The sequence below is a fragment of the Enterocloster sp. genome (genome assembly GCF_057861365.1).
This window is the reverse complement of the sequence record NZ_DBMACH010000009.1, coordinates 41,760-54,853: the sequence shown is the minus strand read 5'-3', so window position 1 is coordinate 54,853 and position 13,094 is coordinate 41,760. Positions and strand designations below refer to the sequence as shown.

7 protein-coding genes are annotated in these 13,094 nt (G+C 50.4%); all 7 read left to right on the top strand.

From position 1 onward, the window contains the following. Positions 1-46: 46 nt before the first annotated feature. Complete coding sequence (locus ACZM6M_RS11115) at positions 47-3,190, top strand: DNA translocase FtsK (protein ID WP_489490427.1); 3,144 nt, start codon at positions 47-49, stop codon at positions 3,188-3,190. 121 nt (positions 3,191-3,311) lie between these two features. Further along, complete coding sequence (locus ACZM6M_RS11110) at positions 3,312-4,982, top strand: formate--tetrahydrofolate ligase (protein WP_296036882.1); 1,671 nt, start codon at positions 3,312-3,314, stop codon at positions 4,980-4,982. Positions 4,983-5,006: 24 nt separating this feature from the next. Further along, positions 5,007-6,527 carry a UDP-N-acetylmuramoyl-L-alanyl-D-glutamate--2,6-diaminopimelate ligase gene (locus ACZM6M_RS11105; protein WP_489490426.1) on the top strand — a complete coding sequence of 507 codons (1,521 nt, stop codon included), beginning with the start codon at positions 5,007-5,009 and terminating at the stop codon, positions 6,525-6,527. Next, positions 6,524-7,963, top strand: a complete 1,440-nt coding sequence (locus tag ACZM6M_RS11100) for a UDP-N-acetylmuramoyl-tripeptide--D-alanyl-D-alanine ligase (protein WP_417045992.1) — start codon at positions 6,524-6,526, stop codon at positions 7,961-7,963. Before ACZM6M_RS11105 ends, ACZM6M_RS11100 begins: the two co-directional genes overlap by 4 nt. A 25-nt stretch (positions 7,964-7,988) precedes the next feature. Further along, a complete protein-coding gene (locus ACZM6M_RS11095) occupies positions 7,989-9,323 on the top strand; it encodes a M18 family aminopeptidase (RefSeq protein ID WP_317438378.1) in 1,335 nt (444 codons plus the stop codon). 141 nt (positions 9,324-9,464) lie between these two features. Beyond that, the gene (locus ACZM6M_RS11090) at positions 9,465-10,793 is read left to right on the top strand and encodes an MATE family efflux transporter (protein WP_340275531.1); all 1,329 of its coding nucleotides are present in this window, start codon (positions 9,465-9,467) and stop codon (positions 10,791-10,793) included. After that, positions 10,790-13,066 carry a replication restart helicase PriA gene (gene priA, locus ACZM6M_RS11085; RefSeq protein ID WP_340275533.1) on the top strand — a complete coding sequence of 759 codons (2,277 nt, stop codon included), beginning with the start codon at positions 10,790-10,792 and terminating at the stop codon, positions 13,064-13,066. Before ACZM6M_RS11090 ends, priA begins: the two co-directional genes overlap by 4 nt. Positions 13,067-13,094: the final 28 nt, after the last annotated feature.

Here is a 13,094-nt window from a genome sequence, read left to right as displayed (position 1 = left end):
TAAGTCAAGACTTAATATAGGAACGAGGAATGGGAGGCTTGTATTTGTGTCTGATGCAGTAAAGAAACAGCAGGGCAGCGCCAGAAAACCGGGGAGGCCCAAGGGAAGTACGACAAAAAAGAACACGGGGACAACTACTGCAAAGAGGCAGAGCAGCACATCCAGAGATAAAAGCCGGCCAAGACGCCCGGCTTATGAGGAAGAAGAGGATATGGGATTTATGAGAGCAGAAGTGATCATCATCTGCTCTTTTGCTGTGGCAATCCTTTTGTTTTTAAGCAATTTCCGCTTATGCGGAGTGTTTGGAGATGTGCTGCGCAGCGTGCAGCTGGGACTTTTTGGCATGATCGGCTATCTTCTGCCTATCATGCTTTTTGTGGGAACCTGTTTTCACCTGTCCAATCAGGGGAATATCCACGCAGCAGTGAAACTGGCTGCAGTCATAGGAGTGTTTTTCACGCTCTGCGGCCTGCTCCAGCTGATGTTTGGAAAGGCGCCTGAGGGCGCTTCCCTGATGGAGTATTATACGGTATCCTCTGTGAATGGAGCAGGAGGCGGGCTGATCGGCGGAGCATTATCCGGCCTTTTGAGTTTCCTTCTGGGACGGGCCGGAGCATATCTGGTACTGGTGGTGCTCCTTATCATCTGTATGGTATGTATTACGGGAAAATCCTTTGTATCCTTTGTACAGCAGGGAAGTGACCGGGCCTATCAGTATGCAAGGGAGGATATGGACCGCAGGAGAGAACTCCATGCTCAGAGAGCAGAAGAAAGACGTCTTCTTAAGGAGGAGCAGCGTGTACGCGGTGTGAATCTGGAGGCGACTGCTCTGGGGGAAAGAGGGGATCGGACAGAGGAATTTTATGAGGAAGAAGGCCTTGCAGAGGATGCATTTGAACGGGAATTTGGAGCGGATCCTGTAAGAAAGGGTGAGCCTGCAGAAAATGAGGCGTCTCCAGCAGATGAATTTCGCGGAAGGATCCAGCTTCCCAGAAACTATGACACAGCAGGCACTGTGGGAGCTAGACAGGAAAGGACGGAAGGAGAAGCGGGACGTCTGGCCAGAGAGCTGGAAGACCGTGAGAAAACATCCGAAGCCAGAAGAGAATGCAAAAATGAACCGACGCCTCAGAGCCGGACAGAACAGGGAGACTGCGGGGGAGCAGAGGAAGAAGAGCCGATATATGAAACGATCCGGGTTCAGAGAGACAGGAGAACTCTGGATGAGCTGGATATGGGTGTAGGCGCTCCAAGACCGGTAAGCTTTGAAGAGGATATAAGTGGATTACAGGAAACAGTTTACCGGCAGGAACCCGTATCTGCCCCCGCGCCGGCAAGGGAGCCGGAGAAGCAGGAGAGAGATGAAATGCCGGAGCAAAAGGCTGTACATATTGCTCCCTGGGATACAGAACCTGAAGAGGAAACCATCCATCTGGATGAAGGTTCAGAGGAGCCGGCCTGTGACGGAACCTCTCCCTGGGATCCGGATCCAGACAGCAGCCCCACTTCTGCGCCAAAGCCATTCGAAGCGGTACAGCCGTCTATGATGGCCGCTCCCGATACTCTGTATCAGCCGGAAGGCACAAAACGTGTTGTCACTGCCTCCGGAAAGATCATCGAAACGGAAACGGATCTTCTTCAGAAAAAACTGGAAAAGAAACGGGAGGCGGCAGAGGTTCAGGCAGCAGAGGTTTCGGTGGCTCAGGAGATCCATAAAAAGATAGAGGAAAAAAAGGAATATGTATTCCCTCCTACGGATCTGCTGAAAAAGCCTGTGCATAATGCCGCTTTTTCTGAAAATGAATTTAAGGCCACAGCGATCAAGCTTCAGCAGACCCTTCATAATTTCGGTGTAGGCGTTACTGTGACGAATATCAGCTGCGGTCCTTCTGTTACCCGTTATGAACTCCTTCCGGAACAGGGCGTAAAGGTCAGCAAGATCGTTTCTTTGACTGATGATATCAAGCTGAGTCTTGCAGCGGCAGATATCCGGATCGAGGCTCCGATTCCCGGCAAATCCGCAGTGGGGATCGAGGTGCCTAATAAGGAAAATAACATTGTTTATCTGCGTGAGCTCTTTGAATCCGAAGCCTTCCGCCGCCACAAGTCCCGTCTGGCTTTTGCTGTGGGAAAGGATATCGGCGGTCAGGTGGTTGTTACGGATATCGCAAAGATGCCTCATCTTCTGATCGCAGGCGCTACTGGATCCGGTAAGTCCGTCTGTATCAATACATTGATCATGAGTATTATTTACAAGGCGGATCCGGCCGATGTGAAGCTGATCATGGTAGATCCCAAGGTGGTAGAGCTGAGCGTCTACAACGGAATCCCCCATCTGCTGATCCCGGTCGTGACCGATCCGAAGAAAGCATCCGGGGCGTTAAACTGGGCGGTGGCTGAGATGACAGACCGGTATAAGAAGTTTGCCGAGTGCAATGTCCGGGATTTAAAGGGCTACAATGAACGGGTTGCGAAATTAGATGATATCGATGATGACAAAAAGCCAAAGAAGCTGCCCCAGATTGTGATCATTATCGACGAGCTGGCCGATCTTATGATGGTGGCTCCGGGAGAGGTGGAGGATTCCATCTGCCGTCTGGCCCAGCTGGCCCGTGCAGCAGGCATCCATCTGGTAATTGCAACCCAGAGACCGTCCGTCAATGTTATCACCGGACTGATCAAGGCAAACGTGCCTTCCAGAATTGCATTTTCCGTGTCCTCAGGTGTAGATTCCAGAACGATTATCGACATGAACGGTGCAGAAAAGCTCCTTGGAAAGGGCGATATGCTCTTTTATCCCGCAGGTTTTCCAAAACCCCAGCGTGTACAGGGCGCTTTTGTATCGGATGAGGAGGTCAGCCGCGTGGTAGAATTTCTTACCGAGCAGGGTATGGTGGCAGAGTACAGCCAGGAAGTGGTAAATAAAGTTGCATCTCCTTCCATGGATGGAGGAAGCTCAGGGGCAGACCGGGATGAACTGTTTGCACAGGCCGGAGCCTTCATTATTGAAAAGGACAAGGCTTCCATCGGTATGCTCCAGCGGGCCTTTAAGATCGGATTTAACCGCGCGGCCCGGATCATGGATCAGCTGGCAGAGGCAGGAGTTGTGGGCGAAGAGGAGGGCACAAAACCCAGAAAGATCCTTATGAGTCCGGAACAGTTTGAGGAAATGATGGAACAGGGGTATTAAAATGCATCAGGAGTCCAAAGGAGAATCCCAATGACTCCGGGCATAAAATATAAATTACCAGGCACCGGCAGGAGAAGGACATAACCTGATCGGGACGCCGAAAAAGAGGAGGATCAGCCAAATGAAATCAGATATTGAGATCGCACAGGAAGCTGCAATGATACCGGTAAAAGAGGTGGCCGCCAGATATGGAATCAAAGAGGACGATCTGGAACTGTATGGAAAATATAAGGCCAAGCTGACCGATGAGCTATGGAATCAGATCAAGGACCGTCCGGATGGTAAACTGGTGCTGGTGACGGCTATCAATCCAACACCGGCAGGAGAGGGAAAGACAACTGTGACAGTAGGCTTGGGAGAAGCATTTGGAAGAATGGGAAAAAATTCCATTATAGCGCTGAGAGAGCCGTCCCTTGGCCCCTGCTTTGGCATCAAGGGAGGAGCTGCTGGAGGCGGCTATGCCCAGGTTGTGCCTATGGAGGATTTAAATCTGCATTTTACAGGTGATTTCCATGCCATTACCTCTGCCAATAACCTTCTGGCAGCTCTTCTTGATAACCATATCCAGCAGGGAAATTCCCTCGGCATTGATCCAAGACAGATTTTATGGAAGCGGTGCGAAGATATGAATGACCGTGCGCTGCGTAATATTGTGATCGGTCTGGGTGCAAAGGCCGACGGCATGGTAAGAGAGGATCATTTTGTCATTACCGTAGCATCCGAGATCATGGCAATCCTCTGTCTGGCCGATGATATGAAGGATTTAAAGGAGCGCCTGTCACGCATTATCGTTGCATATAATTTTGCAGGTGAGCCGGTGACTGCGGGAGATCTTCATGCCACCGGAGCCATGGCGGCTCTTTTAAAGGATGCTTTAAAGCCGAACCTGATCCAGACCTTGGAGCATACAGGCGCGTTGGTTCATGGCGGCCCCTTTGCAAATATCGCACACGGCTGCAACAGTGTAAGAGCCACAAAGACAGCTCTTAAGCTCTGCGATATTGTTGTTACGGAAGCAGGCTTTGGCGCGGATCTGGGCGCTGAGAAGTTTATGGATATCAAGTGCCGCAAAGCAGGCTTAAAGCCGGATGCGGTTGTTTTGGTAGCCACCGTCCGGGCTTTAAAGTATAATGGCGGTGTCCCGAAGGATCAGCTTTCCGTAGAAAATCTGGAAGCTTTAAAGAAGGGCATTGTAAATCTGGAAAAACATATTGAAAACATCCAGAAGTTTGGCGTTCCGGTTATAGTTACCCTTAATTCTTTCATAAGCGATACAGAAGCGGAGTATGCTTATATTAAGCATTTCTGTGAGGAAAGAGGCTGTGAATTTGCTCTGGCTGAGGTCTGGGCAAAAGGCGGCGAGGGTGGGCTTGCCCTGGCAGAAAAGGTATTAAACACATTGGAAAACCGTCCCACTGATTTCCATGTGCTCTATGAGAATGAAGCTTCCTTAAAGGATAAGATCGGAACCATTGCTTCCCAGATATACGGAGCGGACGGCGTGACATACACTCCGGCAGCTTTAAAGGCGTTAAAGCGCATGGAAGAGATGGGCTTTGGAAATCTTCCCGTATGCATGGCAAAAACCCAGTACTCCCTGTCGGATGATCAGACAAAGCTGGGACGGCCTGCAGGCTTCCAGATCAACGTAAGAGACGCCTATGTATGTGCAGGAGCCGGTTTTGTGGTTGTTCTTACAGGTTCCATTATGACCATGCCGGGACTTCCCAAGAAGCCGGCAGCAGAGGGGATTGATGTGAATGAGGAAGGAAAGATCACGGGACTGTTTTAAGTATGAGAGAGGAAATATAGTTTCATGATATTGCAAGACTGGTTAAAAGAACTGGATTATACCCTGATTCAGGGAAATCCTGATACTCAGGTGGAAGAGGTTATTTATGACTCCAGAAAAGCGGGACCGGGCACTGTATTTGTGGCCATGACAGGCACCCGGATCGATGCCCACTGCTTTATCCCTGATGTGTTAAAGGCAGGCACAAGGATCCTTGTGACCGAACGGCCCATTGATATGGAGCTTGAAGCCTGTGAGCTTGATGAAGAGGAGAAGAAAAAGATTACGATCCTGCGGGTAAAGGATTCCCGCAGGGCTCTGGCCCTGCTGTCTGCGGCCCGTTTTGGATATCCTGCAAAGAAGCTTACCCTGATCGGCGTTACAGGCACCAAGGGAAAGACTACCACGACCCATATGATAAAGACTGTGCTGGAAGCGGCAGGAAAGAAGGCCGGTCTGATCGGCACCACAGGTGTTGTCATTGGAGAGCATGTGACTCCTACCATGAACACGACCCCGGAATCTTACGAACTTCACAAAGCCTTTGCTCAGATGGCAGAGGCAGGCTGTGACTATGCGGTTATGGAAGTTTCTTCCCAGGGGGTAAAAATGCACCGGGTAGACGGTATCCTGTTTGACTACGGTATTTTTACTAATATTTCCCCAGACCATATCGGGCCGGATGAGCATAAGGATTTTGAGGAGTATCTGTATTATAAAACACGTCTCCTTGACAGCTGCTGCATTGGCCTTTTAAACGGGGCAGACCCTCATGCAGAGGCCATAAAGAAGGAAGTTTCTTGTAAGCTTTATACCTACAATGCAGGAAAGGAAAGCAAAGTGCCGGATGACTTTATGGTAGAGAATATCCGGTATCTGGCAGAGCCGGACTTTGTGGGAACGCAGTTTCATGTTTCCGGCAGATGTGAGATGGAAATCCGCCTTGGCATACCGGGACTTTTTAATGTGGAAAATGCCATGGCTGCAGTCAGCCTGTGCAGCTTATTGGGGCTGGATCCTCAAAGGGTCAGCCATGCACTGGAGCATATCCGGGTAAACGGACGCATGGAAATCGTACATACATCCTCCCACTGTACCGTGCTGGTTGACTATGCCCACAATGCAGTGAGCATGGAAAGCCTGCTTAAGACATTGCGGGATTACAGCCCCAAACGTCTGGTGTGTGTATTTGGCTGCGGTGGAAACCGTTCTAAGGACCGCCGTTATTCTATGGGAGAAATCGGCGGAAGGCTGGCAGATTTGTGCATCCTCACAGCGGATAATTCCAGATATGAAAAAGTGGAGGATATTCTGGCGGATATCCGGGGAAGTATTGAAAAAACAGGCGGAGCCTTTATGGAGATACCGGACCGCAGGGAAGCCATCCGATACAGTGTTTTCCATGCAGAGCCGGGAGATATGATCGCGGTGATTGGAAAAGGCCATGAGGATTATCAGGAGATCAATGGTGTCCGCCATCATTTTCTGGATCGGGAAGTGATTGAAGAAGCAGTAAGGGAACTGAGAGAGAAGGAACAGGGATGAGAGAGATAACAGCGAAACAGGCAGCCAGAGCCGCCGGAGGCAGGGTGATTTTCGGTGATCCGGAAAAAAAGATCTGCCACATCAGCCTGGATTCCAGAAAAATGGAGGGAAGGGATCTGTTTGTTCCTATCGTCGGAGAACGGGTAGACGCACACCGGTTTATCTGTCAGGCAATAAGCGCCGGGGCAGAAACGGTGTTCACCAGTTGTCATCACAGTGAAAAAGAGGTAAGAGAGGCCATTGAAAGCCAGTGCAGGGAGCATCCTGAATGGAGCGGACAGGCTCTTTTAAGCACCTGGATCTGTGTAGAGGATACAAAAGCGGCTCTTCAGGCGCTGGGAGCCTGGTGCCGCAGCCAGGCGCAGATTCCTCTGGTAGGGATTACGGGCAGTGTGGGAAAGACGACCACCCGTGAGATGGTAGCCTGTGCCTTGAGCGCCGGTTATAGGGTTTATAAGACGCCGGGAAACAGCAACAGCCAGGTGGGTGTCCCCATCACTGTTTTTAATATACCAAAGGAAGCGCAGATCGGCGTTATTGAACTTGGCATGAGCGAACCCGGAGAGATGACAAAGATTGCCCAGGTAGCACAGACGGACTGTGCAGTGATGACCAATATCGGAGTGGCTCATATCGAACAGCTTGGCTCTAAGGAAAATATTTTAAAAGAGAAGCTCCATATCCAGGATGGAATGGCAGAGGATGGTGTTCTTTTCCTCAATGGCGACGATCCTCTCCTGCGAGCGGTAATGCCGGACCAGGGACGCAGCCGGATCCTCTATGGCCTGTGGGAAGGCTGCGACTGCCGGGGAGAGAACCTTCATCTGGAAAATGGCTTTCCTGTCTTTACCGCAGTCTGCAAAGAAGAGCGGGTACAGGTACACATTAAGGTAATGGGAAATCACATGGTAAGCAATGCCCTGGCAGCCCTGGCAGTGGCTTCTCGGTATGGAATACCGTTACAGAAGGCTGCTGCTGCCTTAGAACAGTTTGATGGTTTTAAGGGACGCCAGCAGATCATTAAGGAAAAGGGCGTCACCATCATAGATGACAGCTACAATGCAAGCCCCGTTTCCATGAAGGCAGGCATTGAGGTGCTTTCCTCCATGGCAGGAGTGAAGCGCCGCATTGCGGTTCTGGCGGATATGAAGGAGCTTGGGCCGGATACCATAACGTACCACAGGGAGGTAGGCGCCTTTTTAAAACATCAGCCAATTGACCAGCTGGTGCTTATGGGAGAACTGGCATGGGAGATTGAAACGGGTCTTAAAATGGATGGAGGAAAAATCTCATGCGTAAAAACCTCCACTTTGGAGGAAACTGAAACATGGCTGGCAGAAGCAGTAAGAGAAGGCGACTGCCTGCTGTTTAAGGGTTCAAACAGCATGGGGCTTTCCAAAGCCGTGAGCTTTATGAGAGAAAAACTCACGAATTAAAATGATTATCTGGAGGAAAAAACACATGGAATTAACGAAAGAAACCTGCCGTCAGACGGCAGAGGAGCTGCTGCACTTTCTGGAGAAAAGCCCCAGCAGCTTTCACGCTATTGCCAATATAACGAATATGCTGGAAGCAGCAGGCTTTGAGGAAATCCGTGAGGAGGAAAACTGGAAGCTTTTACCGGGCGGCTCTTACTATGTGACCCGCAATCAGTCTTCTGTCATTGCATTTAAGGTGCCGGGAGCAGATTTTACAGGCTTTCAGATCATGGCAAGCCACAGCGATTCCCCTTCTTTTAAGATTAAGGAGAATCCGGAGATGGAGGCAGAGGGCCATTTTATCAAATTAAACGTAGAAAAATACGGTGGCATGATCATGTCTCCCTGGTTTGACCGTCCTTTATCCATTGCGGGCCGCCTGGTTGTAGAAGAGGATGGAAGACTGGTATCAAAGTTAGTGAATATAGACCGTGATCTGGTGATGATCCCTAATTTGGCTATTCATATGAACCGACAGGTCAATGACGGTTACAAGTATAATGCACAGAAGGATACGCTTCCTATTTTTGGAAGTCTGGAAGCAAAGGGAAGCTTTATGACCCTGATGGCAGAAGCAGCAGGCGTAAAGGCAGAGGATATCCTGGGCCATGACCTGTTCCTTTACAGCCGGGACAAGGGAACCATCTGGGGAGCCGATGAGGCTTACCTTTCCTGCGGACGTCTGGATGATCTGCAGTGTGCTTTTTCTTCCATTAAGGGCCTGCTGGCAGGAGGACATCCTTCCTGCGTATCCGTTGCAGCCGTATTTGACAATGAGGAAGTGGGAAGCGGCACTAAACAGGGTGCAGATTCCACCTTCTTAGAGGATACCCTGCGCCGGATCAACCGCAGTCTGGGACGCAGCGAGGATCAATATCTGATGGCTCTGGCCTCCAGCTTTATGGTATCTGCTGACAATGCTCATGCGGTTCATCCAAATTACGGAGAATTTGCAGATCCGACCAACCGTCCTGCCATGAACGAGGGGATTGTAATCAAGTACAACGCCAACCAGAAGTATACTACAGATGCAGTATCCGCAGCTATTTTCCGGGCAATCTGCAAAAAGGCCGGCGTTCCCTGCCAGACCTTTGCCAACCGTTCCGATATGGCGGGAGGTTCTACTCTGGGAAATATTTCCAATGCTCATGTGGCTCTCAATACAGTGGATATCGGCCTGCCCCAGCTGGCGATGCATTCCCCTTATGAGACAGCCGGCGTAAAGGATACCTGTTATCTGATCCAGGCAGCAAAGACGTTCTTTAATACCTGTTTAAAAGCAGAGGGAAAAGGCTGCTACCGCGTGGATCAGGAATAAGATCATAAGGGGGAAAACACCCTGATATACACGGCCTCTGGCTTTGCACCATAAAGCCCAGAGGCCGGAGTGCGTCCGGGCAAAGACAGTCAGCCGGATAGGGGTATATTAATAAACGGAAAGAGGAGATTAGAAGAAACCATGCAGAAAGACCTTACAGAGGGAAGCATTACAGGCACTATGCTGCGCTTTGCCCTTCCGATGATACTGGGAAATCTTTTACAGCAGTGCTACAATGTGGCAGATACGCTGATCGTAGGCCGCTTTCTGGGGGCGGATGCCCTGGCAGCCGTAGGCTCGGCCTATACCCTTATGACCTTTCTTACCTCTATTCTTTTGGGACTGTGTATGGGAAGCGGGGCCGTCTTTTCCCTGCGCTTTGGGGAGAAAAACAGCGCCCGTTTAAAAATAAGCATCTATGTATCCTTTGTAATGATTGCTGCGGTGGCTCTGGCCGTCAACCTGGCGGTGGTGGTGTTTACCGATCCCATTATGAGCCTTCTGTGCGTACCGGAAGAGATTTACGGGATGATGCGGGAATACCTGAGAGTGATCTTTTCAGGTATCCTGGCAGTTTTTCTGTATAATTTTTATGCCTCTCTTCTGCGGGCTGTGGGAAATTCTCTGGTGCCGCTGATTTTTCTGGGAATTTCAGCCGTTTTAAATATCATACTGGATCTGGTATTTGTCCTGGTGCTTCACCGGGGCGTAGCGGGAGCGGCAGAGGCCACGGTTATTTCCCAGTTTGTTTCCGGTATTGGAATCGGTATTTATACGCTTGTAAAAATGCCTGAGTTCCGGGTGGAGCGGGAACATATGAAGATAGAGCGCCAGGTTTTAGGAGAAATTTCCCAGTTTTCCTTTCTTACCTGTATCCAGCAGTCTGTGATGAATTTTGGCATCCTTATGGTACAGGGACTGGTAAACAGCTTCGGAACGGTGGTGATGGCTGCCTTTGCCGCAGCGGTAAAGATCGATTCCTTTGCCTATATGCCGGTTCAGGACTTTGGAAATGCATTTTCCACCTTTATAGCTCAGAATTACGGAGCAGGAAAAAAAGACAGGATCCGTGCAGGAATCCGTTCTGCTGTGACGGTTTCCGTTCTGTTTTGCCTGTTTATCTCCTTTGTGGTATGCGTATTTGCAAAGCCGCTCCTTCTGATTTTTGTCCAACCCCATGAAACGGAGATCCTTAAGGTGGGGATGAGTTATCTTCGGATTGAGGGTGCGTTTTACTGTGGGATCGGCTGTCTGTTTTTGCTCTATGGCCTTTACCGGGCAGTGAGAAGACCGGGAATGTCCGTGGTCCTGACTGTGATTTCCCTGGGCACCCGGGTGATTTTAGCCTATGTCCTGTCCGCCGTTCCGTCCATTGGGGTAACCGGGATCTGGGCGGCTGTGCCCGTTGGCTGGTTTTTAGCCGATCTGGCAGGCTTTGTCTATTATAAAAGAAAGTTGGATGAGATTTGACCGGATTATATGCCAATGTAATTATTGATATTTCCCATGAAAGCGTGGATAAGACCTTTCAGTACCGGGTTCCTGAGAAGCTTAGAGGAACTCTTAAGGTAGGCCAGCAGGTTTACATTCCCTTTGGAGCGGGAAGCCGCAGGAGAAAGGGATATGTGGTGGAGCTTACGGATGAGCCGGAATACGATGTGGCAAAATTAAAGGAAATAGAAGGGATTGTAGAGCACAGCGTTACAGCCCAGTCACAGCTGATCTGGCTGGCCTGGTGGATGAAGGAGCGCTACGGCTCTACCATGAACCAGGCATTAAAGACAGTCCTTCCTGTGAAGCAGAAGATAAAGGAAGCTCCCAAACGGCAGATCCGGCTCATTGGCGAAAAAGAGGCCTTCCGGGAGGCGGTGGATCTGGCAGAGCGCAGAGGCTATAAGGCCAGGCTGCGCCTGTTTTGCCTGTTAAAAGAGAAAAATCCCGTTCCCTACGATCAGGCCATGAACCGTCTGAACCTGACCCCGGCGGTCCTTAAGCCTTTGGAGGAAGCGGGGCTGATCCGGGTAGAAATCGTAGAAAAATACAGAAATCCCCTTCTTGAGATGAAGCGGCTTCTCACAGGGGAAACGGGAAGGGCTTCTGCCATGGATTTTTCCGAAAGCAGTCCGATTCCCGTCTTAAATGAGGAACAGCAGGCTGCCGCATACCGCATCTGCCGGGAGTATGACAGAGGGATCCGCGCCACATATCTGCTCCATGGGATCACAGGCAGCGGAAAAACAGAGGTTTATATGGAGCTGATCCGCCATGTGGTGGAGAAAAAAAAGCAGGTAATCCTTTTGATCCCGGAAATTTCCCTTACCTGGCAGACGGTCATGCGATTTTATAAACGTTTCGGGAACCGGGTTTCCCTGCTTCACTCCAGAATGTCCCCAGGGGAGCGCTATGACCAGTATGAACGGGCAAGAACCGGGGATATAGATATTATGATCGGGCCCCGTTCTGCCCTGTTTGCCCCCTTTGAACGGCTGGGGCTGATCATTATTGATGAGGAACATGAAAATGCCTATCAGAGCGAGCTGTCCCCCCGCTATGATGCCAGGGAGACGGCAAAGGAGAGGGCCAGGATCAATCAGGCCAGCCTGATCCTGGGCTCTGCCACGCCTTCTCTGGAATCCTACACAAAGGCGGTTCTGGGAGAATATATCCTTCTTAAGCTCACAAGACGGGCAAAGGCCAGCGCGGCACTGCCTCAGGCGGAGATCGTAGATCTGAGAGAGGAACTAAAGGCGGGAAACCGTTCTATTTTCAGCCGCAGGCTGAAGGAACTGATGGAGGACAGGCTGAAAAAAGGAGAGCAGACCATGCTTTTTATCAACCGCCGCGGCTATGCAAATTTTGTATCCTGCCGTTCCTGCGGAGAGGCTATCCGCTGTCCCCACTGCGATGTGACCCTGACGCTTCATAAAGACGGCCGTCTGATGTGCCATTACTGCGGTCATACGGTGATGCAGCCAAAGCTCTGCCCCTCCTGCGGTTCCGCCTATATTGCGCCCTTTGGAACGGGAACCCAGAAGATTGAGGAAATGGCAGTAAAAATGTTTCCTCAGGCAAGGATTCTCAGGATGGATCTGGATACCACCTCAAAAAAGGGAGGCCATCAGGAAATCCTTTCTGCCTTTGCAAGAGAAGAGGCCGATATCCTGATCGGTACCCAGATGATCGTAAAGGGACACGATTTTGCAAAGGTCACTCTGGTCGGGGCTCTGGCGGCCGATCTCTCCCTCTATGCTCCGGATTACCGCTGCGGGGAGGAAACCTTTGATCTTTTAACCCAGGCAGCAGGAAGGGCCGGAAGGAGCCATATTCCGGGGAATATGGTGATCCAGACCTATCAGCCGGATCATTACAGCATACAGACGGCAGCCAGCCAGGACTATGAAAGCTTTTACAGCCAGGAGATGAATTTCAGGCGGCTTCTGGGATATCCTCCCGCAGTGGGGCTGTTAACACTCACTCTGTCCGACGGCTGTGAGGAGCGCCTTGAAAAGGCCGCAGAGGTACTGGAGAAGATGACAGCCCGTTTTCCGGAGCATTTTCCGGGAAAAAAACTTGCCTGCATTGGCCCTGTGAATGCCCCGGTGTACAAAGTTAATGATATTTACAGAAAAATTTTATATATTAAGAATGAAAACTATGATATACTGATACAGATCAGAAAAATGGCGGAGGCCTGCTTGGATGGCATGGAAGGGATTTCCCTCCAGTCCGATCTGGCTTTATAGGCCAAACAGCAGAAAAGGGGTTTGTATA